Consider the following 26437-nt stretch of genomic DNA (forward strand, 5'->3'; position numbering starts at 1 on the left):
CGCCGATTGCGGCATATGTCGTACTTCGTGTCGGTCGGCCTACCGGCCCATGAGCTTCCACCCGCGGGCGCCACCGGTCACGCCGGCGGCGTTGGGCACGATCGTCACGTCGTCACCTAGCCCGGCGAGGGTCGGTGCGGGCGCCTCACGTTGCGGAACGGAGGCGGGCGCCCGCTCCGGCAGCGCGTCGAGATACGGCCCGGCGGCCCGCAGCACCTTCCGCAGAGCTGGCAGGGTCTCGTCGCGCTCGTGCAGCGGGTCGGCCATGAGCCCACTGTGCCAGGCCCGGGCGCCGCGAGCTACGCCCTGCCGGAGACCGTCCAGGGCTGGGTCCGCAGGCCGCCGCGCTGGTTGACAGCCTCCTTCAGGCGCTGGGCGGTGTCGTGGGAGATGCCGGGCGCCTCCCAGGCGGGGATCTCCACGGCCCGGGCGGTGAACGGCTGCCGGCCCGTTTCGCTGTAGTCGATCCGCACCACCGCCGGGCCGCGCTCCGTCTCCAGGAACAGGAACGCGGTGCCCTCCGGGGTGCCGAGCGGCGGGGTCCGGCGGCCCAGCGGCGTGCACACGTTGACCGCCCCGAAGGGTCCGTCACGAGTCACCAGGTCGCAGGCCTTCGGCGCCTCCCGCGCCAGGAACGCCGAGCGGCGTGGGACGCCCAGCGCGAAGACGGCCACGACGGCCAGGACAACGGTCGCGACCGCCGCGCCCGCCCACCACCGGAGACGATTCATGCGACATTCGTAGCAGAGGCGCGCCTCGGCCCTCGACGCAGACCACTTGCCTCAGTATGTGCCGACCGTCGGTTACCTGCCAGTCATGTTCGACGGCGTCGGGAACAATCCCGATCATGGTACGAGCCGTGGCGCTGATCGCCGGAACCGCCGTGTTGTGGCTGCTCACCGGCGCGGCGAGCGCGCTGGGGTTCGCGTTGTGGTGGGTCGTGGCGATCGTGCCGACGCTCGGGCTGCTCGCCGCGCCGTTCCTGCTCTTCGGCATCAGCAAGGGGCGGACCGGGCCGACCTGGGGCGCGCTCGCGGCGATGCTCGTGCTGCTGCCGACCGCCTACGCGGTGCCCGGCGACTGGTACATGCGCCAGACCGGCGTGCCGACGACCTCGATCGTCATGTCGGCGACGTGCACCGAGGACCGCACCGGCCGGTGCCTCTACAACTACACGATCGCCGACGTCGAGGGCGAGTACCGCGACACCGCGGAGTACCCGCCGGGCACGCGGCTGGAGCTGGTGATCGACCCGCACGGCTTCTTCGGCCCGCGGCTCGCCGCCGACCTGGAGTCCCGCGTCTTCGACATCGCCGCGGCCGGCGCGTTCCTCGGCTTCTCGGCCGCCGCCGTCGCCGCGGCGCTGCTGGCCCGCACCGGCCCGGTGGACGGGGACGGCGCCGGACGGCGGCGGCGTACGCCACGGGGAAGCTCGCCGGCAGGGTGAAAGAGCTCGCGCTGCCGCCTACCGGCGGCTCCACTAGAATCTTGCGATGACGGACTGGATCTTCGCGACCATCGACCGGCTCGGTCCGGCAGGCGTGGGCCTGCTGATCGCCCTGGAGACGGTGATCCCGCCGATTCCCTCCGAGCTGATCCTCCCCCTGGCCGGGTTCCGCGCCCGCGCCGGCGCGATGCACCCGTTGCTGGTCTGGCTGGCCGCGACGCTGGGGGCGCTGGCCGGCGCCCTGGTGCTCTACTGGCTGGGCGCCCGCCTCGGCTACGAGCGGCTGCACCGGCTGGCCGGCAAGCGGTGGTTCGTCCTCGCCAGCCAGCGCGACCTGGAGCGCGGGCACAGGCTCTTCGCCCGGCACGGCTCGTGGGTCGTCGCCGTGTCCCGGTGCGTGCCGGTGCTGCGCAGCCTGGTCCCGGCCGGGCGGACGGCCGGGCCGCTGGAGTGGTAAACCCCGCGTCTTCGCCGCCGATTGAGCTGTCGGGAAGCGAAAGGGGGTGTCGTGCTGCTCCGGGCTTACGTCGCCACGACTGTCGGGTTGGGTGTCGTGTACTATCTGACACCCGATTCGCCGCTCAAGACGGTCCTGTGGACGGTGATCGCGGCGTCGTCGGTCGGCGCCGTCCTGATCGGCGTCGCCCGCTTCCGGCCCGCCCGGCCACTGCCGTGGCTGCTCGCCGCGGCCGGGCTCGCGTCGTACACGGTGGGCGAGGCGCTCTTCTACTGGCCGCAGTTCGTGCACGGCGACCCGTCGACCGGCACGACGATCGCCGACGTCTTCTACCTCGCGCTGTACCCGGCGCTCGCCGTCGCGCTGGCGATCATCGTCCGGCGGCAGAACCCGGGCGGCAACCGGGCGGCACTGCTCGACGGCACGATCGTCGCCGTCGGCGTGGCGCTGCTGAGCTGGGTGTTCCTCATCGAGCCGTACCTTGCCGCGCCGACGATCCCGACGAGCGACCGGTTCTTCGCGATCTGCTACCCGCTCGGCGACATCCTCGTCCTGGCGGTGCTGGCTCGCCTCGGCGGCGGCCGGGCCGCTCGCGGCGCCCCGATCCGGCTGCTATTCGCCGCCATGGTCGCGCTGCTGGCGTCCGACGCCGTGTTCACGTGGCAGTCGCTGCACGGCCGGTTCCACGCCGGTAGCTGGGTCGACGTCGGCTGGATCGCTTTCTACATCGCCGTCGGCTGCGCGGCGCTGCACCCGGACATCCGGACCGTCGACCGGCGGATGCCGGCCGGGGCGGTACGTCTGAGCGGCCTGCGGTTCGCCGTGCTCCTCGCCGTCGCGTCCCTGCTCATCCCGGTCGTCATCACCATCAAGTCGTCGGCGGCGACCGAGCTCGCCGTGTTCCTCACCGCGTCGTGCGTCCTGTTCGTGCTCGTCATCGTGCGGATGGCCGATCTCGTCAGGGCGCTGCGCGAGGTGCAGCGGCAGCGCGCCGAGGACCGGTTCCAGCGCCTCACCGAGCAGGTGACCGACGTGCTGTCGATCTGCCGGCGGGACGGCGTGATCCAGTACGCGACGCCGTCGGCCGTCACGCTGCTGGGCCACCGGCCCGAGCAGCTTCTCGGCACGTCGCTGCTCGACCTGGTCCATCCGGACGACCGCGACCGGATCGTGGCGCTGATGGGCACCGGCGTGCCGGGCGCCCGGCTCGGCCCGATCGAGTGCCGGTTGCGCCGCGCCGACGGGGAGGACGTCGTCACCGAGACCGTCGGCCGGGTCGTCGACGACGCCGACACCAGCGGGTACCTCTTCACGACCCGCGACATCACCGAGCGCAAGGCGCTCGAGGAGCAGCTCACCCACAAGGCGTTCCACGACGAGCTGACGGGTCTCGCGAACCGCGCCCTGCTCGCCGACCGCATCCATCACTCGCTCGAGCGGCGCGGCACCCCGTACCGCAGCATCGCACTGCTCGTGGTGGACCTCGACGACTTCAAGACGATCAACGACTCGCTCGGCCGGGCCGCGGGCGACGCGCTGCTGCGCGCCACCGCCGACCGGCTCCGCACCTGCCTGCGCTCGGCGGACACCGCGGCACGGCTCGGCGGCGACGAGTTCGCGCTGCTGCTGGAGCACCTCGACGACGTCGCCGAGGCGGCGCGGGTCGCCGAACGGGTGCTCGCCACCCTGCGCCGGCCGCTGTCCGTCGGCGGGCGGAAGATCCAGCCCCGGGCCAGCGTCGGCATCGCGCTGCCCGACCCCGACCGCCGGCCCGACGCCGACGAGCTGCTGCGCGACGCCGACGTGGCGATGCACATGGCGAAGCGGCAGGGGCGCAACCGGTTCGCGTACTTCGCACCCGCCATGCACGCCGGCCTCGTGGAGAAGCTGGACCTCGCCGAGGACCTGCGCGGTGCCATCGAGCGGCACGAGCTCGAGGTGTACTACCAGCCGCTGGTCGACCTCGACGGCGGCGCGATCATCGGCGCCGAGGCCCTGGTCCGCTGGGCTCATCCGGAGAAGGGTGACATCACGCCGGACCGGTTCATCCCGCTCGCCGAGGAGACCGGCCTGATCCTGCCGCTCGGCTACGAGGTGCTCAACACCGCGTGCCGGGCCGCCGCCGGCTGGCGGCATGCCGGGCCGCTGCGGATCAGCGTCAACCTGTCGCCCCGTCAGGTGCAGGATCCGGCACTCGTACTGTACGTGCGCCAGACCCTTCTCCACAGTGGACTGCCGCCGGAGTCGCTGACCCTGGAGATCACCGAGTCGCTGCTGAGCGAGGACGCCGAGGTGGCCGCGAACCGCCTCGCCGAGCTCAAGGCGCTCGGCGTGCGGCTCGCCGTCGACGACTTCGGCACCGGCTACTCCTCGCTGTCCCGGCTGCACGCCTTCCCGATCGACATCCTGAAGATCCCCAAGCCGTTCGTCGACGGCGTGGCGCAAGGGCCCGAACAGGCGGCACTCGCGCGGGCGATCGTCGACCTGGCGGTCGCGCTCGGCCTCGACGTGGTGGCCGAGGGCATCGAGGACGCCGCCCAGTGCGCGGAGCTGCGGCGCCTCGGCTGCCCGGTCGGCCAGGGCTTCCTCTTCTCGCGGCCGGTGCCCCGGCCGCAGTTCGACGCGCTGCTGTCGCACGGCGCGCTCGTCCCGGCGGAGGCGTGACCCGGGGTTTCGTTGGCCGTCAGCAGCAGGCGTCAGCCCGTCATCGTCGTGTAGAGGAAACCGATGATGACGAAAATGCCGAGCAGGCCGATGATGATCAGTCCGGTGGCGCTCGAATTCGGCTGGGTGCTCGAGTCGTCTTCCTCTGGTTCCACAGGCCCTCCCGGCCGGTACGCTACCGGACAAATCTTTCCGAGTTCGAGCCGCCCCCGCCAGTGTCACCGGCGGGTCGCCCTTGAGTTCGCCCTCCGTGCGCGGAAGTGTGACCATACGGCTGACCAGCGGCGGGACCATCGATCGTTATGGAATCAGTCGTGCGGGGTACCACCGACTTGCGCACGGCGGATGCTCACGGAGGGATGGTGTCATGGCCGAACCAGGCCGGCGGGCGCACGCCGGCGTCTCCTCCAGGAACCAGACCGCGGCCGCGGCCGGCGTCGTGGCGTTGATCGTGCTGCTGTTGTCGCTGCTGGCCTACTGTGCGTGGCACGATTCGGGCGGCGGTGGCACCGCGGCGCCCGGCCCGTCGGCGTCCGGCTCGGTCCCGCCACGTCCGGCGCCGGACGGCGGCTCCAGCTCGGCGGCCCCTGAGGGTGACGCCTCGGGGGGTGCCCGGCACACCGGCAGCGCGTCCGGCGTGGCCACGACCAGCGCGAGCCCCGCACCCGGCGGCGGCGACAGTACGGGAGCCGGCAGCAGCAGCAGCGGAGCCGGCAGCGGCGGGACGGCCGAGCCGAGCGACGGCAGCGCGGCCCTCACGCCCAGCGGCGCGCCCGGGACCGGCGGCGGTGGTGGGCTCGGCATGCGCAGCCCGGTCCTGGCGGCGGCCGGCATCGTGCTCCTGCTGGCCGCGACCGCCCTCACCGTCTTCCGCATGCGACCCCGCACCGACCGGCTGTGACCGCATGGCAAGGACCACGGTCCTGAGGGACCGCCTGACCGCCGCCGCGAGGCACAGGCGTGCCCTCGACGCGCTCACGGTGTTCCTCGGGATCGGCGGGCTGACGCTCGTGGTCGTCGGCGCCGCGCCACCGCCGGCGCCGACCAGGGCCGAGCAAGTGGCGCGGGCACCGTCCCGGAGCACGGCACAGGATGAGGCCGCGGCACAGGAGCAGGCCACGGCGACGGCCGGCACCCCGCCGTCCGGAGCGCCCCGAGCGCCCCGAGCGCTCGGCGCCTCCGTGCCGGTCCGGCTGGAGATCCCCGCCATCCGCGTGGACACCGCGCTCATGGAGCTCGGGCTCAACGCCGACGGCACCGTCGCCGTCCCGCCGCTGCGGGCGAAGGCACCGGCCGGGTGGTACCGCAACCTCAGGACCCCCGGCGAAACCGGGCCGTCGGTGATCCTCGGCCACGTCGACACGGCCGCCGAGGGGCCCGCCGTCTTCTACCGGCTGCGCGAGCTGCGCCCCGGTGACACGGCCACCGTCCGCCGCGCCGACGGCAGCAGCGCGACGTTCACCGTCGAGAGCGTCGTGGCGGTACCGAAGCCGGACTTCCCCACCGACGACGTCTACGGGCCGGTGGCCTACCCGGCGCTGCGGCTCGTCACGTGCGGCGGGACGTTCGACCGGCTGCACCGCTCGTACCGCGGCAACATCGTGGTCTCCGCCCGGCTCACCGCGACCGGCTGAGCGCCGGCGGCCCTGCGCACTCTTGCTGCAATCCCCATCGGTAGCCGGTATCGGCGGCCCGGCCGCCGCACCATCGGTACAGGGGCACGACAAGGGGGGAAGCGAGAGATGCACGACGGCGAACATCGACTGCTGCGCGAACTGCTCGACCGGGCCCGGCCCGGATCGCTCACCGTCGCGGTCGTCGAGGGGCCGCCGGGCAGCGGCAAGACCCGGCTCCTGCGCCGGTTCGCCGACCGCGCCCGGCAGCGTCCCGCGACGGCCGTACTGGACGCGGACTGGCCCGGCGACCTGCCGTGCCCGGCGCCCGCCGCCACGCTGGTGCTGACCTGCGAGCATCCACAGTGGATCGACCCGCGGGTCTGGCCGGCGCTCGACACGCTGGCGCGGACCACCGCGGTGCTCGTGGTGCTGGCCCGCCGGACCGGCGCCGACTGGCCGCCGGGGGCCGCCGCCCGGCCCGGCGCGCACCGGGTCACGCTCGGCCCGCTGCCGGCCGACGCGGTGACCGAGCTGCTGACCGAACTGCTCGGCGGGCGGCCCGAGCCGGCGGTCGTCGCGCTCGCCGGGGTGGCCGCCGGGCTGCCCGGAGCGCTCGACGACCTCGCCACCGGCCTGCTGGAGGAGCGGCTCGTCACGGTCGAGGACGGCCGGGCCGTGCTGCTCGCGCCCCGGTTGCCGGCCCGGACCCGGGCCCGGCTCGCCCAGCGGCTGACCGCGCTGTCCGCGCCGACGCGGCGCGCCCTCCAGGTCGCCTCGACGATCGGACCGGCGTTCGGGCTGCTGGAGCTCGCGCGCGTGCTGGGCTGCGGCACCGCCGCGCTGCTGCCGGCGGTCGACGAGGCGATGGCGTCCGGCCTGGTCACCGGCGCCGGTGACGTCCTGATGTTCGGCCACGAACTGGTCCGCGAGGTCGTCGAGGCGTCGCTGCCGCGGCCCGTGGTGGTCGCGCTCCGCGGCGAGCGGGCGCACCCCGGTGTGCCGGGCTGGGGCGCGTTGACCGAGCAGGAGCGGGAGATCGCCCGCCTGGTCGGCCGGGCGCTGACCAACCAGCAGATCGCCCGGCGGATCGGCCGCTCGCCGCACACCGTCAACTATCACCTGCGGCAGATCTTCCGGAAGCTCGGCATCGCGTCCCGGGTCGAGCTGGCGTCGCTCTACAGGGCCTCGACGAGTTGAGCGGTGGTGAGCGTGACCGCGCACGCCCTGGCCGCGTAGCGCAGGGCGAGCCGGTGGTCCTCGGCGCTGAAGTCGGCGACGGCGTCGGCGACGAGGAACGGCTGGATGTCGTGCGCGTAGGCGTCGCACGCGGTGAGCAGGCAGCCGAGGTGGGCGAAGACCCCGCAGACGACGAGCTGGTCCCGGCCCATGGCCCGGAGATGCCCGGCGAGACCGGTGCGGTGGAAGGCGCTGTACCGGTACTTCGTCACCACCAGGTCGTCCGGCCCGGGCGCCAGCTCCGCGACGATACCGCGGCTGGCCGGGTCGTCGGTCATGCCCGGTCCCCAGAAGTCGTGGAGCAGCCCGCGGTCGGCCCGGTTCATCCGGCCCGGCTGGGCCGAGTAGATCGCCGGGAGGCCGGCGGCGCGCAGGGTCGCGACGTTGGCGAGCAGCTCGGTGGTCGGCGACTCGCCCGCCGGGAAGCGGCCGAGGAAGTAGTACTGCATGTCGTGGACGAGCAGGACGGCCCGGCGCGGGTCGGGCCGCCAGCGGGCCGGGCCCGGGGTGAGGTCACGCGCGGTCGGCATCGGGTAGGGCGCGATGGTCAGCATCCGTAGAGCCAATCGTGGTCGGAGAGCGTGTCGGGCACGGCGTGGTCGCCGGCCCGGACGCCGCTGTGGACGGCGGCGACGACCCGGTCGACCCGGGCCCGCCGGCTGTGCTCGAAGCGGTCGAAGCCGCCGCCGGTACGCAGGCTCACGGCGAGGGCGGCGGCGTCCTCGATCGCCTGCGCCGCGCCCTGGGCGAGGAACGGCAGCATCGGGTGCGCGGCGTCGCCGATCACGGCGAGGCGTCCCCGGTGCCACCTCGGCATCGGCGGCCGGTCGGACAGTCCATGGTGGACGGTGTCGCGGGCGGCGGCGAGCAGCTCACGCACCCGCGGATGCCAGCCCTCGCGGGCGGCGTCGAGTCCGGTGCCGGCCGGCACGACCACCACCACGTTGACGGCATCGCCGACGGGGTAGCAGACGCAGTGCCGGCCGGGGCCGAGCCAGACCAGCACGCGCGGCGGCCCGGCCGGCCAGGGGACGTCGGCGGCGGGGACGAGCGCGCGGTGGACGGTGTGGCCGGAGGGCCGCACGTCGTCGACGGTGATGCAGCCGCGGATCGCGGAGTGCAGCCCGTCGGCGCCGATCACGACGCCGGAGCGGTGCCGGGCGCCACCGGCGAAGCGCAGCTCGACCCCGCCCCGGTGTTCCTCGACGCCGATGCACCGGTGACCGAAGCGCACTGCGGCGGCGCACCGCTCGAAGAGCACGCGGAGCAGGTCCGCGCGGCGCAGCGTCCGGTACGGCGCACCGTACCGCCGCTCGGCCGCCGCGCCCAGCTCGACCCGGCCGACGAGCGTGTCGTCGTCCCAGCGGCGCAGTTCCCGGGCGAGGGGCCGCACCGCGACGGCGTCGAGGGCGGGCCCGAGCCCGAGGCGGTCCAGCACGCGCGAGGCGTTCGGCGGGAGCTGGATGCCGCCGCCCCCGCCGGGCAGCGCGGCGTCGCGCTCGAAGACGGCGCAGCCGAGCCCCGCGGCCTCCAGCGCCAGCGTGGCCGTGAGGCCCGCGATGCCCCCGCCCACGACCGCGATCCCGGTGTCCGGCACGACGATCCCTCCCTCAGTAGTAGCGCAGTGCCCGGTCCCAGTCCTCGCCCGCGCCGAAGAGGGCGCGAGGCTTCATGACCTCGGCGGTCGCGGTGAGGAGGTGGTACGGCACCAGCCCGCCCGGCGGCACGGCGGCGACGTCGGCGGTGATGCCGTACGCCCGGCCGGCCGCCTCGGTGAGCGCGCCGACCGCGGCGGTGCGGTACCGCTCGGCCACCTCGATCTCGATCCGCAGCCGGTCGGCGTCGGCGCGGGCCCGCCAGAACATGACGCCGAACTCGGCCGGCAGCCCGAAGACGAGTTCCTCGACGCCGAGCTGGGTGAGCCCGGCCCGGTCGGCCCAGGCGGTCCGCCCGCCGAACGCGGTGCGCCCGAGGATCCGCACCTCCGGCAGCCACCACCCGCACGGGCAGTCGGTGTAGGCCACCTCGACCTCGTCCTCGATGGCGTACCGCAGCAGCGGCATCGCCTCGCGGAACAGCGGAGTGACGACGAGCTGCCCGCGCCCGTCCGGCGTGAGCCGGCCGGTCGCCGGATCGCGGACCTCGAAGATCGCGCGGTCGGCCCACAGGTGCAGGCGCCCCTGCGGGCACTCCCCGGCGAGGCTGCCGGTCTCGGTCGCCCCGTACTCCTCGACGACCCTGGTGTTCCAGATCTCGCCGATGCGGGCCCGCCGCGCGGCGCTGAGCGGCTCGCCGCCGACGAAGATCGCCCGCAGGGCCGGGAAGTCCGCGCCGGGCCGGTAGCCGGCGACGGCCGCGGCGGCGGCCCACAGCAGCGTGTCGGTCGGCAGCGACCAGGTCAGCGTGACGCCGAGGTCGTGCAGGACGCGCACCACCCGCGAGTACGGCATGGCGAGGGACCGGTTGTCGGCCGGTACCACCGTCGCGCCGCGCAGCCGGGCCGCCGCGTGGGCGAGGTGGCCGGTGATCATCAGCGCGTACGGGGTGCGCACGAGGAACAGGTCGTCGGGCGTGATGCCGACCCACTTGCGGGCGTACCGCTCGGCGAGGTCGGTCCAGTCACCCTCGGTGTAGTAGGACGCGGTCGGCGCGCCGGTGCTGCCGCTCGACTCGTGGTAGGTCGCCAGTTCGGACCGGTCGACGGCGAGCAGCCCGAACGGGTAGGCGTCGCGCAGGTCCGCCTTCGTGGTGAGCGGGGCCTCGGCCAGGTCGGCGGGCACGCCCCGCTTGCGGTAGAACGGCGCTCGGGCGGCGGCCTCCAGCAGCAGCGGCAGCCGCTCCCGCTGGAGCCGGGCCAGGCCGGCGTAGCTCGACCAGTCGCCGGGCTCGGGGTTCGTCACAGCGTCTCCAATCGCAGCAGCCGCCGGGCGTTGCCGCCGGCCACCTGGTCCCGGTCCCCGTCGGACAGCCCGAGCGCGGCGAGCTTCGCCAGCTCGACCGACGGGTGTTGCAGCGGATGTTCGGTGCCGAACAGGACCCGGCCGGGGCCGAGGCGCTCCACCGCCAGCCGGGCGGTGACGGTGAGGCAGCCCGAGAGCTCGGCGTGGATGTTCGGGACCGGCGCGATCCGGGTGAGGCCGCTCGTGTCGAGGCCGGTGTGTCCGCAGTGGCCGGAGACGAACGCGACCTCCGGGTGCGCCCGGGCCAGGCGCACGAGGTCCTCGGCACGGGTGCCGGGCCGGCCGAGGCAGACCACGTACACCGGGTGCCCGGCGGCGGCCGCGACCCGCACCAGCGCCGTTACCCCGGGCTCGTCGAGCCGGAAGCCGTGGACCGCGGGCGAGAGCTCCAGTCCGCGGTAGCCGGCCGCCCCGGCGCGGTAGGCGGCGACGTCGCGGCGCGGGTCGGCGAGGAAGAACGGCAGCAGCCGGCCGGCCGAGCCGGCACAGGCCCGCCGGACCGCCTCGTTGTCGGCGGCGGCCTCGCTGCGGCCGCCGGCGATGATCTGCTCGGCGAGCCGGTCGAGGTCGAGGAGGCCGCCGGCGGCGACGGCGGCGCGGGTGATCCCGGCGCCGTCCATCGCCGCGAGCAGGGCCTCGGCGGCCCCGGGCCGGGGCGCCAGGCGGGCGTGGAAGTCGACGATCATCGCCGCGTCACTGTTCGAGGCACAGTTCGTCGATGGGGTAGCCGACGTGCCGCTCCCGCCGGGGCAGGTGGCCGAGGATCCGGTCGCCCGGCTTGAGGGCCGTCGAGTTCAGCACGGCGCCGCCCGGGCCGAGGATGCGGACGTGCCAGTCGTCCTGGACGATCACGTTGACCGGCTCGCCGGACTCGGCGACGGCGTCGATCGACAACAGCGGCCGAGTCTCGATCTTGACGCGGCCGACGGTGACCGTGCGGGTGCGCCCGTCCGCCCCGACCGCGAGCACGGTGGCGCCCGCGCGCAGCTCGCTGAGGTATCGCGTGTGTTCGGGATCGGCGAGCGTATACGACATGATCGCGCCGGCGTTAACGCGGAACGGCCGGGTCGGCATGTACGGCAGCGGGTGCGTCTCGCTGACGCACAGCACCATGCCCTTCGACCGCGACCCGACCAGGATGCCCTCGTCCTTGCCGAGGTGCGCGCAGGTGTCGACGCACGCCCGCTCCCCCGTGCCGGCGTGGCTGATGCCGGTGACGGTGAGCTCGACGAGCTCGAGGTCGGGCGAGCGGCGCCCGACGGCCTCCTTGAGCCGACCCGCCTCGCCGGGCGCCGCCGGCGCGAGCAGGACCGCGTCGGGGCCGTGCTCCAGGACGCTGAGGTTCACGGTCGCGTCCTCGACGCACGCGACGGTGTTGACGATCAGGCCGCGGGCGTCGGCCGCCGCGGCGAGCACGATCTCGAGGGGGATGTTCGTCGGGTCGCGGAACGACAGCACGGTGCACGGGTCGCGGCGGACGCTGTCGCACGCGACGGCGAGGCTGTCCGGGTCGGTGACCTCGACGAAGGCGCCGAACCGGCAGCCGGGGAACCTGCCCGCGAGCGTGGCCGGCTCGCCGTGGACGGCGGGGTCGACCACCACGAGGTCGGCCTCCCCGAACTCGCCGTCGAGCCCGCCGTCCGGCGGCACGAGGACCCGGGTCACGGTCGGCGGCAGCCCGGCCAGATCGGCCGGGTCGCCGGCGACGATCGCGTCGAGGCCGTGGTGGATGGCCTCCTGGCAGAGCGCGGCCTTGAGCTCGCCCGCGCCGCGGACGTCGATCCAGCACTGTTTGCTGTCGCTCATCGGGCCACCGCCGGGGTCCGGTCGTGCACGACCGCGGCGACCCGGCGGGTCATCGCGGCGGGGTCGGGTGCGGTGAACACCAGCCGCCCGGCGGCGACGCCGCCGGCACCGGCCCGCATCGCGTCGGCGAGGTGCGGCAGCACGTCGTCCCCGGTGCCGCCGCCGGCCGCGAGGACCGGGATCGGGCAGCCGGCGGTGACCGCGGCGATCGCCGCCGCCGAGCGGGGCAGCGCGGTCTTCACGAGGTCGGCGCCGAGGTCGGCGGCGAGCGCCGCGGCGTGCGCGACCACGTCCGGGGCGCGGCCGTCGCCGATGCCGGGCCCGCGCGGGTAGACCATCGCGAGCAGCGGCACACCCCAGCGGTCGCACTCGCCGGCCACGGCGGCCAGGTCGGCGATCTGCCGTCCCTCGGTCGCCGAGCCGGCGTTGACGTGGACGCTGACCCCGTGGGCGCCGAGCCGCAGCGCCTCCTCGACGGTGCACACGAGGTACCGGTGGTCGGGGTCGGGCGCCAGCGTCGTGCCGGCGCTGAGGTGCACGATGAGCGACATCGAGCGGAACCAGCGGGCGGCGACGCGCCGCACCGCACCCTTGTGCAGGACGACGGCATCGGCGCCGCCGTCGCTGATCTGGCCGATCAGCCGGTCGAGCTGTCCGTTGTGGACGATCGGGCCGCCGGCGACGGAGTGGTCGAGCGGCACGACGAGCAGGCCGGCCGCGTCCCGCCGGTGGAGGTGCTGGAGGCGGACGCGCCGGGCGAAGGTGTCATGCACTGGCATGCTCCGGACCGTAGGCCCGGCGCTGCCCCGTCCTCCACTACCTCTGTGGGCTGCCAGTTCGAGTAGTTGTCCGGCGTCGCGGCGCGGTGCCACGGTGCTGCGCATGAGACGCATGACCGCCTTCGCGTTGGTGTGCCGGGGCCGTGGCGACCGGCTGGAGATCCTCACCGGTGCGCCGGTGACGGCGGCCGGCATCGCCGACCTGCCGGTCGGCGACCGCCCGGTGTTCGCCGCGGTGCCGTACCGGCAGATCGCCGAACGCGGCCTGCCCTGCGTCGACGACGGCGCGCCGCTGCTCGCGTTCCGGGTCGACCGGCACCGCGAGCTGCCGCTCCGCCGGGCCCTCGCCCGGCTGCCCGACGCGCCGGTGCGGCTGGCGGGCGGCGGCTTCGACCTCGGCGACGACGAGTACGCCGGCGTGGTGCGCGCCGTCGTCGCCGGCGACATCGGCGGCGGCACCGGGTCGAACTTCGTGATCCGCCGCGAGTACCGGGCGGCGCTCGCGGACCGGCCCGGCCGCGCCGCGCTCGCGCTGTTCCGCCGGCTGCTCGTCGCGGAGCGCGGCGCGTACTGGACGTTCCTCGTGCACTGCGCCGGACGGACCCTGGTCGGGGCCAGCCCCGAGTGCCAGGCGCGGCTGGCCGGCGGTACCGCGACGATGAACCCGATCAGCGGCACGTACCGCTACCCGCCGGGCGGGCCGACCCGCGCGGGGCTGCTCGAGTTCCTGGCCGACCGGAAGGAGGCCGAGGAGCTGTTCATGGTCGTCGACGAGGAGCTCAAGACGATGGCCCGGGTCTGCACCGGCGGCGGCCGGCTGCGCGGCCCCTGGCTGCGGCCGATGTCGCGGCTGGCGCACACCGAGTACCTCATCGAGGGACCGTCCGCACTCGACCCGCGGGCCGTGCTGCTGGAGACGATGCCGGCGCCGACCGTGACCGGGAGCCCGATCGCGGCCGCGTGCCGGGTCGTCGCGGCGCACGAGCGCACCGGGCGCGGCTACTACGGCGGCGCGGTCGCGATCATCGGCCGGGACACGCTCGACTCGGCGCTGCTCATCCGCACCGCCGACATCGACGCCGCCGGCCGGGTGCGGATCGGCGTCGGCGCGACCCTGGTGCGCCACTCCGACCCGGCCGCGGAGGCCGCCGAGACCCGCGCGAAGGCGGCGGCCCTGCTCGGCGGGTGGCCACCGGCTCCCGCGCCCGTGCCGACCGCGGCCGCGTTCGGCGCGGATCCGGCGGGCCTGCTGCCGGAGCTGGCGGCCCGCAACACCGGCCTGTCGCACTTCTGGCGCGGCGGCCGCACCGACGGCGCCGGCACCTGGCTCGCCGGCCGGCGGATCCTCGTCGTCGACGCCGAGGACGACTTCACCGCGATGCTCGCCCGGCTGGTGCGGGCCCTCGGCCCGGCGGTGCGGATCGAGCGGTACGACACCGCGAGGCTCGACGGCCACGACGCCGTCGTCGTCGGGCCGGGCCCCGGCGACCCGACCGACCGCGACGACCCGCGGATCGCGCGGCTGCACGCGATCACCCGCGAACTGCTGACCGCCGGCACCCCGTTCCTCGCCGTCTGCCTGGGCCACCAGGTCCTCGCCGACGAGCTCGGCCTGCCGATCCGCCGCCTCGCCCGGCCGGAGCAGGGCGTCCAGCGGGTCGTCCCGCCGTACGGCAGGGTCGGCTTCTACAACACGTTCGTCGCGGTGAGCGGCGCCGACACGTTCCGCTCCCCGGTCACCGGCGCCCCGGTGACGGCCCTCCGCGATCCGGACACCGGCGCCGTGCACACCTTGGCCATGCCTCGGGTACGGTCGATGCAGTTCCATGTCGAATCGGTCCTCACCGAACACGGACCGGCTATCCTGCGTGACATGCTGGCGGACGTGTTGAACCCACCGTCACCGCGACGTCACCCGAACGGCTGTTCACCTCGATCATCGACATCCCAGACAATCTGCGGTTGAGGATCCCCCCACGACGTGCAGGATGACGGTGCTGAAGACCTTCGGGCGTGACCGCGAACTGGCGACGCTGCACACCGCGGTCGCCGGTGCCACGAACGGCGTGGGCGGCTGCACGGTGCTCACCGGCTCGCCCGGCATCGGCAAGTCGCACCTGCTGCGCGCGGCCGTCGACCACGCCGAAGGGCTCGGCGTGGTGGTCGCCGCGCGGGCCGCGTTCGAGCTCGACCGGGCGGCGCCGCTGGTCACCCTCGCGTCGGCGCTGCGGCAACTGCGCCCGGTCACCGACGCGTTCGCCTGGCTGCGGGAGGACCACGACAACCAGTACCGTGCCGTGGAGCGGCTCGGCGCGGCGCTCGACGACTTCACGGACGACCGGCCGCTCGTCATCGTGATCGACGACGCCCAGTGGATGGACGAGCTGTCGGCCCTCGCGATCCGCGAGCTGGTGCCCGCCCTGCGGACCGTCCCGGTGCGCTGGCTGTTCGCCCGCCGGCCCGCGCCCGGCGACACCCCGGGGCAGCAGGTCGTCGACTGGCTGATCCGCGAGGGCGCGGACGATCTACGGCTCGGCTCCCTCGACGACCTCGCCGTCGCCCGGCTCTGCGCCGAGGCCGTCGGCGCCGAGGTCGACAACACCGTGCTCGCGCTCGCCGGCGGCTGCCACGGGATCCCGTTGCAGGTCGAGCAGTTGCTGCGGGCGTTGCAGGCCACCGACCAGTTGGTCATCAGCGGCGGTGTCGCCACGGTCGTCGGCGACGAGCTGCCGTCGAGCTTCATCACGATCGTCGAACAGGTGCTGCGCGGGCTGTCCGGCGACGCGCGGCTGCTGCTGCGGGCCGGCTCGGTGTTCGGCCGGCCGTTCAGCATCGAGGCGGTGGCCCGGCTGATCGGCGCGCGCCCGGCCACGCTGCTGCCCCGGATCGAGGAGGCCGTGACCGCCAAGGTCCTCGTCGACGTGGACGACGGTTTGACGTTCGTGCACGACCTGGTCCGGCTCGCCATCTACGGCACGCTCGGCGACTCCGTCGGCGCACTGCTGCACCGCGAGGCCGCGGCCGTCACCCGCGACGAGGGCCGCTCGCCGGTCGAGGTCGCCGGGCACCTGCTCCGCAGCGGCCGGTCCGGCACCCGCGAGGCGGTCACCATGCTGCACGAGGCGGCGAAGGAGGTCGCCGGCCCCGCCCCGGCGACCGCGGCCGACCTCATCGTGCACGCCCTCGACGTGCTCGGGGAGCACGACCCGGCCCGGGTGGCGCTCGTCGCGGACGCGGTCGGCCTGCTGGCCTCGGCGAGCCGTCTGGAGCAGGCGCACGAGCTGGGCGAGACGGCGCTGCGGGCCGGGCTGCCCGCCGCCACCGAGGCGACCCTGCTGCTCGGCCTCGCCGAGGCGTTCAAGCACGCGGGGCAGAACCGCCGGGCGGTGGAGTACGCCGACCGCGGCCTGCGGCACGCGGAGATCCCGGAGCCGGTGCGCGCGAACCTGTTCGCCGTCCGGGCGCACGCGCTGTTCTACGTCGGCGATCTCGGCGGGGCCGACCGGGCGGGCGCCAGCGCGTACACCTCCGGGCAGACGGCCGCCGAGCACAGCGCGTCGGTGTTCGGCCTCACCGCCCGCAGCCTCGTCGCCCAGGCCCAGGGCCGCCCGGCCGACGCGCTCGCCCACGCCCAGGAGGCGACCGACCTCGCCGACCGGGTCGGCGGCCCGGCGGCGCACCGGCATCCGCGCATCTGGCTCGGCGACGCGCTGACCACCCTCGACCGCTTCGACGAGGCCGAGGAGGTCTTCCGCCGCGGCCGCCAGGAGAGCGAACAGCTCGGCACCGCCTGGTCGACCCCGCTGTGGCACTACTACCGCACCGCGCTGCTGACCGCCCGGGGCCGCCTCGACGAGGCCGTCGCCGAGGCCGAGAACGGTGTCGCGGTCGCCGACCAGGTCACCGCCGTGGCGGTCGCCCTGCCGCTGCTCGGCCAGCTCGTGCGGCTCGCGGTCATGCGCGGCGACGACCCGCAGGCGCGGGAGTACCTGGCGCGGATGCACCGGCGGACCGAGACCGGCGCGACCGCCGCACCCGAGGACGTCGTCTGGCCGGAGGGGTTCCTGCGCGGCTGCCTCGACGGCCCGGACGCGGCCATGCGCGTCCTCGCCGGAACGTACGACGCGCTGCCGGACCGGCCGGTGCTCATCGGCCAGCACCCGTGCGCCGCCGCGACCCTCGTCCGCTTCGCGCTCGACGCCGGCGACCGGTCCCGCGCGCAGCTCGTCGCCACGACCGCCCGCCGGCTCGCCGACCGCAATCCCTCGGCGCACTCCCTGGTCGCCGCGGCCTTCCATGCGGAGGGCCTGCTGCACCGCGACCAGCACCGGCTGGAGGAGGCGGTCGCCGCGTTCCGCAAGACCCGCCGGCCGCTCGCGCTCGCCGGTGCCCTGGAGGACGCCGGCGAGGTGCGGGAAGCCCTCGACATCGCGACCGGATGCGGTGCGCACCGGATGCGGCTGCGGCTCGCCGGGGAGCATCCGGCGGCCGATCCGTCGCCGTTCCGGGCCGGCTCCTGCCTGGCGCAGCTCACCCCGGCGGAGCTGAAGGTGGCGATGCTGGTCGCCGCGGGTCACAAGAACCGGCAGGTGGCCGAGGAGCTGTTCGTGTCCAGGCACACCGTCGACAGCCACCTGCGCAAGATCTTCACGAAGCTCGACATCAGCAGCCGGGTCGAACTGGCCAACCTGGTGGCTCGCGAGCGCTGAAAACCACGCATCGACGTGATGTGCGGGGTCCGCCCCGCCCTCCAGCATGGCCCTGTGTGAATCACCACCACACAGCGTCGCCGGACTGGGGGGAGCCGATGAGCTCGTCGACACCGCACACGCAGGTGCTCGTGGTCGGAGCCGGCGCCGTGGGCGCGGTGCTCGCGCTGGAGCTCGCGCACCACGGCGTGCGCAGCGTCGTGGTCGAACGCTCGCTCACCCCGCCCCGCCATCCCGATCTGGATCTGCTCACCGGCCGCAGCATGGAGCTGCTGCGGCGCCTGGGGCTGGCCGCGGTGATCCGCGAGCGCGGCGTCGACCCGGACTCCCCCAGCGACTTCGAGTGGCGGCAGGGGCTGGACCAGCCGCCGGTGCTGATCTCCCATTATCCGTCGGTCAACCAGCTACGCGGCCGGTACGCCCAGGTCAACGACGGCACCGCCCCCGTCGAGCTGCACCACCGCGTGCCCGGCGCGCTGCTGGCCACGCAGTTGCGCGACGCGTTACGCGGTCACCCGCTGGTCGACCTGCGCGAGGGCTGGACCTTCACCGGCCTGCGCGTCGAGGAGGACGGAGTCGGCGTGCAGCTCCTCGAGGTGCGCACCGGCCAGCGGCACACCGTCACGGCGCGGCACGTCGCCGGCTGCGACGGCGCGCAGAGCACGGTGCGACGCTGCCTCGACGTGCCGATGGAGCAGCTCGGGCCGGTGGCGCCGCACTGCTCCGTCTACTTCCGCACCGAGGACCCCCACCTGCACCCGCGCGGACGGGCGCTGTCGACGATCGTTGTCGGCGGCCTGACGCTCGTCTCGCGCAGCGAGCGCAACTGCTGGGTCGGGCACCTCCCGATCGCCTCCGACGATCCGATCACCACCGACCCGGTGGCGATGCTGCGCAGCCGGCTGGGCCGGGAGCTGGCCACGCCGGAGGTCCTCGGGGTGACGCAGTGGGACGACTCGCTCGCGGTCGCCGGCACGTATCGGCGCGGGCGCGTCTTCCTCGCCGGTGAGGCCGCGCACCGCTTCCACCCGGTCAGCGACAACCTGGACACGAGCATCGGCGACGCCGTCGACCTCGGCTGGAAGCTCGCCGCCGTGGTGAACGGCTGGGGCGGCCCCGGCCTGCTCGCCAGCTACGAGCTGGAGCGCCGGCCGCGGGCGCTGATGGACCGGGAACTGCTGGCGCGGTCGCTGGAGACGCGGCGCCGGTTCGGCCGGCTCACCGCGGCCGGCGCCTCGCGCGAGTTCCTCGCCGGGGTGCTGCACCAGGAGACGCACCAGGTGGACATCATGGGCATCCAGTTCGGCGGACGCTACGCCGCGTCGTCGGTGATCTGGTACGACCGCGGCACCCCGCCCGACCTCAACGGCCACCGGGTCAAGCCGACGACCTGGCCGGGCGGTCGCGCCCCGGCCGTGCGCCTGGCCGACGGTTCCCAGCTCTTCGACCACCTCGGCCGGGAGCTCACCCTGGTCGACCTGACCGACGGCGCGCTGGGCGGGCCGCTCGCGGCGGCGGCGAACCGGCGCGGGATCCCGGTGGCGCACCTGCCGGTCACCGATCCGGCGGTACGAGCGTGCTGGGAGCGCCCGCTGGTGCTGGTCCGGCCGGACCACCACGTCGCCTGGCGGTCCGGCGCCTCCGTCGGTGACTGGGACGCGGTCCTCGACCACGTCGTCGGCCGGGTGGTGCAGCCGGCAAAGACCACGTGAATACGTCATGCCGTGGCGGCAGCCGGCCGGACAGTCTCGACCGTACGTAAGCGCCATCGACAAGGGGCCCGACCGATGACTCTGACGATCATCAAACCTCCGCAACTCGACAACACCGTCGTCGGACAGTGGCACCGGCGGCTGTCCGGCAACTCGTCGGCGAAACGCAGCCACTGGCGGACGAAGACCATCTACTTCCAGGCCGTGGCCAAGCTCGTCGAGACCCACCCCGGCGCCAACCTGACCTGGAAGAGCATCGTCGACGCCGCCGCGCCGCGGGGCAGCCGCAGCACGTTCTACGAGGTCGCCGGCGCGCACGCCCGCCACCCCCTCATCGATGAGCTCATCCGCGACGGCCGGACCGACTCGATCCAGCTCGCGCTCGTGTACCAGCGCAACGACGCCGTGGCGCAGTTGGTCGACGAGACGAAGGTCTGGTCCTACTGGCCGTTCCGCGAGCGCCTGCTGGCCTCGCTGACCTCCGCGCCGCACTCGCCGCACACGATGGAGGAGGCGCTGGCCCACTCCCTCGCCGCCTGGGCGAAGCGCCACCCCCGCCTGGCCGCGGCCCAGGACCACACCCCGCCGATCTGCACGGTCGAGGACCTGATGGTCGTGATGAACGGCCGCGTTGCCGCCATACGCGCCGCGGTCCTGCTGGCCGAGCGCATCCGCCGGTCGGTCTGACGACCCACCGCTCGGCGCGATGCCCGTCACGGGGGCGGGCATCGCGCCGCCCATCCCACCTTCACGAACGCCTCCGCACACGCGCTCCGCCGGCCCGGCAGACGGCGGCGCACCGCGACGGTCACGTCGGTGGCAGCCCCTCGATCCGGCGGGCGTGCTCGATCATGCCGTGGATGGCCTCCAGGCTGGGGCCGGAGAGCCCGGCCGCCCGGAGCGCGACCGTCCGCACCGCGTTGTCCCGCAGCGCCGCGAGCAGTTCGAGCTGATCGTCGATCCGCCGCGCCGCGTCGTCGTCGAGGAAGTACGCCGGGTTGACCCCGAAGAACTCGGCGAGCGCCTCCAGGTGCCGCTTGGTCGGGTTGTCCCGGTTGCCCTTGCGGAGCTGCCAGATGTACGTGTGCGAGATCATGACGCCGCGCTCACGGATGGCGGACGCCACCTCCTCGTAGGTGTACTCGGCCCGGCCGGCCGGATGGACCGTGCGGAACAGCCGGTCCAGCTTCGCTGCCAGTGTCATCGTCGTCATGGCATCAACCCTTGACAATCCCACCCGCGCGGTGGAAATCTCCATCATAAGCTCAGATTTATGAGCGTGCAGATCTCGTCAGCAGACGTTGATCAGCGGGGGCGGTCGGACGGAACGTTGTGGCTTGGGACGTCATCGGGGGTGGCCACAACGCTTCGTGCGGCCGGCCGGCCGCCGGGCGCGGCCCGACGCAGCTTCAGCAGCTCGCGGACCTCACCGTCGAGGTCGTGGCGCCCCACCGGGGCCGCTTGCGCCGAGCCGCCCGCGAGGCGCCACTGCGCGTCGCGGATCTCGATGATCCGGCGATAGAGGCGCAGCTCGACGCTGCGCACCGCGACGAGCTCCGCCAGCCGGCCGGGCGGGTCGCCGAGCACGACACCGGGCACCGTCGCCGTCAGCTCCTGCCACATCGGCCGCAGCCGGTGCAGGGCCCGGTAGTGCGACGCCCACCGCAGCAGCCCGCCGAGCGCGGGCACGGCGGCACCGGCGACGAACAGCAGCAGCATCGTGGCCAGCAGGCTCCGTGAGACGTTCACCGCGACCGGACCGTCGAGCAGCGTGCTGCCGGCCGCGTTGGTCAACTGGAAGAGCACCCGGTTGGCCATGAACAGCAGGCCGGCCACCGCGCCCGCGGTGAGCAGCCGCAGGCCGACCCGCAGCGGCCCGGGCGCGGCGCGCCGGGCCGAGGGCCGGAAGATCACCAGTGCGCAGGCCAGCCCGACGGCGAGCCCGAGCTGGGCCAGCAGCCCGTAGGCGGTCACGAGTGGCGTGCCGGCCCGCTCGGCGACGAAGTCCCAGCGGGCGGGGCTGCGCGGGACGGCGAGGAACAGCGCGATCATCGCCACCGACGCCGCGGCCAGCAGGCCGTACGTCGCGCGGCGCACCCACCGGTACCTGTCCGGGTCGGGCGACAGCAGCCCGACGATGTGGACCATGCCGACGGACGCCGCCACGGTCGCGAGGTTCTTCAGCGGTACCGAGACGTCGGCGACGTGCAGGATCCGGTCGGTCGCGTACGAGATCTCGCGGCGGTTGACCGTGAAGGACACCGCGAGCAGCAGGACGACCAGCCGCACCGTCCGGCCCAGCGGGGACCGGGCCGTCGAGAACCGCCAGATCGTGAGGGCCCAGAGCAGGACCAGGACCGTGATCTCCAGGGCGTCAACGGCCGCCACGGCGCTCTGTCCTGGACGGTTCGGCGAACGCCTCGTGGAGACGGCCGAGCACGGGATCCTCGGGCCTGCGGGGATGTCCGTTGACGGCCCGCTCGTTGATCATCGTCGCGATCATCTCGGCGATCTGCTCCTGCGGCGCCGTGTACGAGGAGCGGTGCAGCACCCGCGCCACGGTCGCCGGATCGAGGTCGGGCAGCAGCGCGGCCGCGTCGTCCCGCTCCAGCCCGGGTGCGACGTGGTCGCAGAGGACGTGCCCGATCTCGTGGAGGATGATGTGCTGCTGGTGCACGCGGCCCGTGCCGGCGGCGTAGAAGACGTGGTCCGCCCGGTCGGTGGCGAGCCAGAGCCCGCAGGGTGCGCCCGCGGCGTACGACCCGGGAAGCTGATGCAGGTGGAGCGGGCGCCCCCGGCGCTCGGCGACGGACGCGCGGAAGACGTCGAGATCGAACGGGTGCGGCACGTCGACGCCGGCCAGCAGCCGGCGGCACTCCCGTTCCAGCTTCTTCAGCCCCATTTTCCCTCCTCTGCCCCGAGTGCACGAATAAGCGCGAAGTGGTCCCCAAGGCCCTAGTCTGCCGCCCTCGTCAACCGGTCGGCCCTTGCGGTCCGGTTGCGCGACGCGGAAGGCTGGACGACAGGGCGGGCGGCCTCGACCGGAGGAGGGGCCGGTCGAGGCCACGGGGCACGGCGATGTCGGCCGGCGCTGGGATGAAAGCGGATAAAACGGGGTATCCGCTCATACTCCGTCGACCTGGGAGGCTGCCGACATGGCCGGTTGTCCCGCCGCGCAGCCCACGCGCGCCACCGTCACCGTTCACCGGTCGATCCTCGGGCCCGCGCTCGTCGCGGCCCTGGGCGGCTTCCTGTTCGGCTACGACACCGGCGTCATCTCCGCCGCGCTGCTGTACCTCGCCCCCGCGTTCAACCTGTCCAGCGGCGAGCAGGAGGTGGTCGTCGCCGCGCTGCTGCTCGGCGCGATCGTCGGGGTCCTCAGCGGCGGACCACTCGTCGACCGGTTCGGCCGGCGACGGCTGCTCATCGTGTCCGCGGCGGTGTTCTGCGCCGGCGCGCTCGTCGCCGCGCTCGCCCCGAGCGCGGCGGTGCTGATCGCCGCCCGGTTCGTGCTCGGCCTCGCGATCGGCACGTCGTCGCTGGTCGTGCCGACGTACATCGCGGAGATGGCGCCGCGGGAGACACGCGGCCGGCTGGTGTCCCTGCAACAGCTCATGATCACGGTCGGCATCTTCGTGTCGTACCTCGTGGGCTTCGCCTTCTCGCCGAGCCACGGCTGGCGGTGGATGCTGGGCCTGGCCGCCGTCCCGGCCGCGGTGATGCTCCTCGGCCTGCTCGGCCTGGCGGAGAGCCCGCGCTGGCTGCTGTCCCGCGGCCGGGAGGACGAGGCCCGCACGGTCATGCTCCGCTCACGCAGCCCGGGCGAGGCCGACGAGGAACTGGCCGAGATGCGAGCCATCACCGCCACCGAGCGCGGCATGACGATCCGCGACGTCTTCGGCCGGCGGCTGCGCCCGGCGGTCCTGCTCGGCGTCGCAGTCGCCGCGACCAACCAGCTCGTCGGCGTCAACGCGGTCATCTACTACACCCCGACGCTGCTGACCCGCGCCGGGTTCGGCGACGCGGCGGCGCTCGTGTCGACGGTCGGCATCGGCCTGGTCAACATGGTCGTCACGATCGGCGCGCTGCTCGTGATCGACCGGATCGGCCGGCGGCCGCTGCTGCTGGGTGGCACCGCGATCGTCGTCGTCAGCCTGGTGGCGCTCGGCGCGCTGTACCTGCTGCCCAGCCAGACCGGCATCGCCGGGTTCCTGCTGGTGGCGGTCCTGTGCGTGTACATCGCCGCGTTCGCCGCCAGCCTCGGCCTCGGCATCTGGCTCATCAACAGCGAGATCTTCCCGACGGCGGTGCGCGGCAAGGCGGCGGGCGCCGGCACGGTCACCCACTGGACGCTCGACTTCCTCATCTCCCTGACCGTCCTCACGACGATCGCGCTGCTGAGCGCCACCGGCCTGTTCTGGCTCTACGCGGCATTCGGCGTGATCGGCCTGCTGTACCTCCACCGCCACCTGCCCGAGACGAAAGGCAGGACGCTGGAGGACATCGAGCACAGCCTGCGCGGCGACCGCTGACCGCTCAGCAGACCTCCCGGCGGACGATCTCCGCCGGGACCCGCTCCTCCTCAGGACCGACCAGCCACTGCGTGCCGCCACGTCCCCACTGTCCGCCCCGGGAAGCCGCCGCGGGTGGCCTGCGGCGGGTGGTCGTGCGCGCACCGCGTCGCGCGCCGGGTCGTAGGCTGATCGTTATGGCTGAGCGACCGCAGGGGACCCATGTCGGGCGGGTCGTGCGCACGGAGCGGCTCACACCGCACATGCAGCGCGTCGTCCTGAGCGGCGAGGGACTGGACCGGTTCGACGCCGGAATCTACACGGACCACTACGTCAAGCTGCTGTTCCCGGCGGAGGGGGTGACCTATCCGGAGCCGTTCGACCTGGCCACGGTCCGGGCCACGATGCCGCGGGGCCAGTGGCCGGTGGTCCGGACGTACTCGGTGCGGTCGTGGGACCCGCGGGCCCGGGAGCTGGTGCTCGACTTCGTCCTGCACGGCGACACCGGCCTGGCGGCCCGATGGTCGGTGCGCGCCCGGCCGGGCGACCTGCTGCGCTTCGGCGGCCCCGGTGGCGCCTACGCGCCCGACCCGAAGGCGGACTGGCACCTGCTGGCCGGTGACGAGAGCGCGCTGCCGGCGATCGCGGCGTCGGTCGAGCGGCTGCCCGCAGACGCCGTGCACGTGGCACTCGTCGAGGTGGCGGGCCCCGCCGACGAGCAGGACGTCCCGGGCGTCACCTGGGTGCACCGCGGCGACGGCCCGGTCGGGTCGGCGCTCGTGCCCGCCGTGCTCGGCCTGCCGCTGCCCGACGGCGACGTCCAGGCGTTCGTCCACGGCGAGGCCGGCTTCGTCAAGGAGCTGCGGCGCTATCTCCGCGTCGAGCGCGGCATCCCGCGTGAGCGGCTCTCTATCTCCGGCTACTGGCGGCTCGGCCACGACGAGGACGGCTGGCAGGCCAGCAAGCGGGAGTGGAACGCCCGGATCGAGGTGGAGCAGGAGCCGGCGTAGCCGCCTACGGCAGGTCCACGGGCACCTCGACCTGCGAGTCCAGGTCCGGCGGCCGGATGGCACTGACCACGGCGTAGCCCTGCGCGAGCCACGCCAGGTCGGTGCCGGGGACGTGGCGGGCGCCGTGTTCCCTGATGGCCGTACGGACGTATCCCTCACCCGCCTCCGCGAGCGCCATCTGCACCTGGCCGAACGGCGCCAGCGTGGCCCGGCGCAGCCCGGCGACCTCTTCCACCGGCCGGTCCGGCACGTTGAGGTTGAGGACGGTGCCGGCGGGCGCCTCCACCAGCCAGTGCAGCAGCCGGCCGGCGAGTTCGGCGGCCGTGTCCCAGTGGCGGGTCTCGTCGTCGACGGCGTCCAGCTCCGCGATCGCCGCGCCGCCGGTGACGCTGCTGCCGGCGGCCGGCGAGAGCACGTCGAGCGACGCCGCCAGGGCGCTGATGCCGTTGTTCGCGGCCGTCAGCGCGGCGCCGACGGTGCCGGAGTGCAGGATCGCACGGCCGGCGTTGGCGCCCCGGTTGATGCCAGAGAGCACCAGGTCGGGCGCCGGCCCGAAGGCGCCGATCCCGGCGAGGACCGCGATGTACCCCGGCGACGCCGCCACCCCGTAGGCCGGCACGTCGTCCAGCCCGCAGAGCGCGGCATCGGCGACGACGATCCCGCCCTCCTCGGTCACCGCCGACAACGCCGCGCTCATCCCGCTGGCCTCCCGCTGCGGCGCGGCGACGACCACGTCGAACCCGCTCTCGTGCGCCGCCTTCGCCAGCCACCGGATGCCCGGCGCGGAGATTCCGTCGTCGTTGGTGACGAGCACCCGCTTGGTGTCCATAACCCATCTTTTCCCCGGGCGAGGAGGTTTACAGCACGGTCGGGTCGCTGATCGTGAACCGCGCCTCGACCGCCGCGAAGACCCGCTGGCGCTCCGGGTCGAGCCGCAGGTCGGGCGCGCCGCCCGGGCCACCGTGCTTCGCCTGGGCGGCGAACGTCTCGAAGCCGGCGGCAACGGGCTGCGGGCCCCGACTGAGCCCGGGGTCGGCCAGCTCGACGAGGGTCTCGACCCGGGCGCCGAGCGCCTCCGCGTACTCCTTCGCGCGGGCGATCGCCTCGCCGATCGCGGCCCGGCGGGCCGCCCGGTGCACCGGGCTGTCGTCGCGCAGCCTCCACGCCGGCCCGTACACGTGGGTCTGGTCCTGGTCGGCGATGGAGAGCATGAGCTCACCGAGCACCGTGAGGTCATTGACGGTCACGGTCGTCGACACGCTGCCGGCGTAGGCGGTGACCTTCTCCCCGCGGCGGGCGTTTTCGGGGTGTACGTGCAGGCCGCCGGACTCGCGCCGCTCGATCGCCTCGGCGTAGCGGTCGAGGAACTGCCGCAGGGCGTCGGCGCGCTCCCGCAGCCGGGCCAGCGCGGCCTGCCGGTCCTTGTCCCGGGCGGCGACGATCACCGTGAACTCGGCGAGCTCCGGCTCGACGTCCCGCACAGCTTCCCCACGCACCACAACCGTCGTCATGCTGCCCAGCCTAGAAGGC

Annotated in this window: 26 protein-coding genes; 12 read left to right on the forward strand and 14 right to left on the reverse strand. The window is 74.4% G+C overall.

Features of this window, described 5'->3' with window-relative positions:
- Positions 1–39: 39 nt before the first annotated feature.
- Positions 40–267 (reverse strand): hypothetical protein, encoded by a 228-nt coding sequence (locus Drose_RS23025; RefSeq protein WP_260723375.1) that lies wholly within the window; start codon positions 265–267, stop codon positions 40–42.
- A 32-nt stretch (positions 268–299) separates the two neighbouring features.
- Positions 300–731, reverse strand: coding sequence for a hypothetical protein (locus Drose_RS23030; protein WP_260723376.1), 432 nt, complete (start codon positions 729–731; stop codon positions 300–302).
- A 116-nt stretch (positions 732–847) separates the two neighbouring features.
- Between Drose_RS23030 and Drose_RS23035 the strand changes: the two genes are divergently transcribed.
- The 3 genes from Drose_RS23035 to Drose_RS23045 are packed head-to-tail and all read left to right on the forward strand — an operon-like array spanning position 848 to position 4568.
- Complete coding sequence (locus Drose_RS23035) at positions 848–1447, forward strand: hypothetical protein (RefSeq protein ID WP_260723377.1); 600 nt, start codon at positions 848–850, stop codon at positions 1445–1447.
- Positions 1448–1493: 46 nt separating this feature from the next.
- Entirely contained in the window at positions 1494–1904 is a 411-nt protein-coding gene (locus tag Drose_RS23040; RefSeq protein WP_260723378.1) for a DedA family protein, read from the forward strand.
- A gap of 51 nt (positions 1905–1955) precedes the next feature.
- The gene (locus tag Drose_RS23045; RefSeq protein WP_260723379.1) at positions 1956–4568 is read left to right on the forward strand and encodes an EAL domain-containing protein; all 2613 of its coding nucleotides are present in this window, start codon (positions 1956–1958) and stop codon (positions 4566–4568) included.
- A gap of 32 nt (positions 4569–4600) precedes the next feature.
- Here the strand turns inward: Drose_RS23045 and Drose_RS23050 are convergent, their stop codons facing one another.
- The gene (locus Drose_RS23050) at positions 4601–4723 is read right to left on the reverse strand and encodes a hypothetical protein (RefSeq protein WP_260723380.1); all 123 of its coding nucleotides are present in this window, start codon (positions 4721–4723) and stop codon (positions 4601–4603) included.
- A gap of 212 nt (positions 4724–4935) precedes the next feature.
- Here Drose_RS23050 and Drose_RS23055 point away from each other — a divergent pair, with 212 nt between their 5' ends.
- The 3 genes from Drose_RS23055 to Drose_RS23065 all read left to right on the forward strand — a co-directional run bounded on the left by Drose_RS23055 (position 4936) and on the right by Drose_RS23065 (position 7381).
- The gene (locus tag Drose_RS23055) at positions 4936–5469 is read left to right on the forward strand and encodes a hypothetical protein (RefSeq protein WP_260723381.1); all 534 of its coding nucleotides are present in this window, start codon (positions 4936–4938) and stop codon (positions 5467–5469) included.
- Between the two features lie 4 nt (positions 5470–5473).
- Positions 5474–6202: a class F sortase gene (locus Drose_RS23060; RefSeq protein ID WP_260723382.1), complete on the forward strand. Its 729-nt coding sequence runs from the start codon at positions 5474–5476 to the stop codon at positions 6200–6202.
- A 108-nt stretch (positions 6203–6310) separates the two neighbouring features.
- Positions 6311–7381: a helix-turn-helix transcriptional regulator gene (locus Drose_RS23065; RefSeq protein WP_260723383.1), complete on the forward strand. Its 1071-nt coding sequence runs from the start codon at positions 6311–6313 to the stop codon at positions 7379–7381.
- Here Drose_RS23065 and Drose_RS23070 read toward each other — a convergent pair.
- The 6 genes from Drose_RS23070 to Drose_RS23095 are packed head-to-tail and all read right to left on the reverse strand — an operon-like array spanning position 7360 to position 12965.
- Positions 7360–7974, reverse strand: coding sequence for an isochorismatase family protein (locus Drose_RS23070; protein WP_260723384.1), 615 nt, complete (start codon positions 7972–7974; stop codon positions 7360–7362). The genes Drose_RS23065 and Drose_RS23070 overlap by 22 nt on opposite strands.
- Positions 7968–9017, reverse strand: a complete 1050-nt coding sequence (locus Drose_RS23075) for an FAD-dependent monooxygenase (RefSeq protein WP_260723385.1) — start codon at positions 9015–9017, stop codon at positions 7968–7970. The genes Drose_RS23070 and Drose_RS23075 overlap by 7 nt, the downstream gene beginning before the upstream one ends.
- A 13-nt stretch (positions 9018–9030) precedes the next feature.
- Positions 9031–10320: an AMP-binding protein gene (locus Drose_RS23080; protein WP_260723386.1), complete on the reverse strand. Its 1290-nt coding sequence runs from the start codon at positions 10318–10320 to the stop codon at positions 9031–9033.
- Positions 10317–11066, reverse strand: coding sequence for an amidohydrolase family protein (locus Drose_RS23085; protein ID WP_260723387.1), 750 nt, complete (start codon positions 11064–11066; stop codon positions 10317–10319). Before Drose_RS23085 ends, Drose_RS23080 begins: the two co-directional genes overlap by 4 nt.
- Before the next feature lie 7 nt (positions 11067–11073).
- Complete coding sequence (locus tag Drose_RS23090) at positions 11074–12186, reverse strand: 3-dehydroquinate synthase II (RefSeq protein ID WP_260723388.1); 1113 nt, start codon at positions 12184–12186, stop codon at positions 11074–11076.
- Complete coding sequence (locus Drose_RS23095; protein ID WP_260723389.1) at positions 12183–12965, reverse strand: 2-amino-3,7-dideoxy-D-threo-hept-6-ulosonate synthase; 783 nt, start codon at positions 12963–12965, stop codon at positions 12183–12185. Before Drose_RS23095 ends, Drose_RS23090 begins: the two co-directional genes overlap by 4 nt.
- 103 nt (positions 12966–13068) lie before the next feature.
- On the opposite strand from Drose_RS23095, the gene Drose_RS23100 reads away from it, so the two are divergent.
- From Drose_RS23100 to Drose_RS23115, 4 genes are all read left to right on the forward strand, one after another.
- Entirely contained in the window at positions 13069–14931 is a 1863-nt protein-coding gene (locus tag Drose_RS23100; RefSeq protein WP_260723390.1) for an anthranilate synthase family protein, read from the forward strand.
- A 22-nt stretch (positions 14932–14953) separates the two neighbouring features.
- Positions 14954–17674 (forward strand): ATP-binding protein, encoded by a 2721-nt coding sequence (locus Drose_RS23105; RefSeq protein WP_260723391.1) that lies wholly within the window; start codon positions 14954–14956, stop codon positions 17672–17674.
- 98 nt (positions 17675–17772) lie between these two features.
- Positions 17773–19386, forward strand: coding sequence for an FAD-dependent monooxygenase (locus tag Drose_RS23110; protein ID WP_260723392.1), 1614 nt, complete (start codon positions 17773–17775; stop codon positions 19384–19386).
- A gap of 75 nt (positions 19387–19461) precedes the next feature.
- Positions 19462–20073, forward strand: coding sequence for a hypothetical protein (locus Drose_RS23115; RefSeq protein ID WP_260723393.1), 612 nt, complete (start codon positions 19462–19464; stop codon positions 20071–20073).
- A 121-nt stretch (positions 20074–20194) separates the two neighbouring features.
- Here Drose_RS23115 and Drose_RS23120 read toward each other — a convergent pair whose 3' ends face one another.
- The 3 genes from Drose_RS23120 to Drose_RS23130 all read right to left on the reverse strand — a co-directional run bounded on the left by Drose_RS23120 (position 20195) and on the right by Drose_RS23130 (position 22288).
- Positions 20195–20599, reverse strand: a complete 405-nt coding sequence (locus Drose_RS23120; RefSeq protein ID WP_260723394.1) for a helix-turn-helix domain-containing protein — start codon at positions 20597–20599, stop codon at positions 20195–20197.
- 92 nt (positions 20600–20691) lie between these two features.
- Entirely contained in the window at positions 20692–21774 is a 1083-nt protein-coding gene (locus Drose_RS23125) for an MAB_1171c family putative transporter (RefSeq protein ID WP_260723395.1), read from the reverse strand.
- On the reverse strand, positions 21761–22288 hold the full coding sequence (locus Drose_RS23130) for a hypothetical protein (protein ID WP_260723396.1): 528 nt from the start codon (positions 22286–22288) through the stop codon (positions 21761–21763). Before Drose_RS23130 ends, Drose_RS23125 begins: the two co-directional genes overlap by 14 nt.
- Before the next feature lie 253 nt (positions 22289–22541).
- On the opposite strand from Drose_RS23130, the gene Drose_RS23135 reads away from it, so the two are divergent.
- Positions 22542–23918: a sugar porter family MFS transporter gene (locus Drose_RS23135; protein ID WP_260723397.1), complete on the forward strand. Its 1377-nt coding sequence runs from the start codon at positions 22542–22544 to the stop codon at positions 23916–23918.
- Positions 23919–24094: 176 nt separating this feature from the next.
- Positions 24095–24907 (forward strand): siderophore-interacting protein, encoded by an 813-nt coding sequence (locus tag Drose_RS23140; protein WP_260723398.1) that lies wholly within the window; start codon positions 24095–24097, stop codon positions 24905–24907.
- Positions 24908–24911: 4 nt separating this feature from the next.
- Here Drose_RS23140 and surE read toward each other — a convergent pair whose 3' ends face one another.
- Both surE and Drose_RS23150 read right to left on the reverse strand, forming a co-directional pair.
- The gene (gene surE / locus Drose_RS23145) at positions 24912–25736 is read right to left on the reverse strand and encodes a 5'/3'-nucleotidase SurE (RefSeq protein ID WP_260723399.1); all 825 of its coding nucleotides are present in this window, start codon (positions 25734–25736) and stop codon (positions 24912–24914) included.
- A 28-nt stretch (positions 25737–25764) separates the two neighbouring features.
- Positions 25765–26418: an SIMPL domain-containing protein gene (locus tag Drose_RS23150; RefSeq protein WP_260723400.1), complete on the reverse strand. Its 654-nt coding sequence runs from the start codon at positions 26416–26418 to the stop codon at positions 25765–25767.
- Positions 26419–26437: the final 19 nt, after the last annotated feature.

Source organism: Dactylosporangium roseum (genome assembly GCF_025264685.1).
GTDB lineage: Bacteria > Actinomycetota > Actinomycetes > Mycobacteriales > Micromonosporaceae > Dactylosporangium > Dactylosporangium roseum.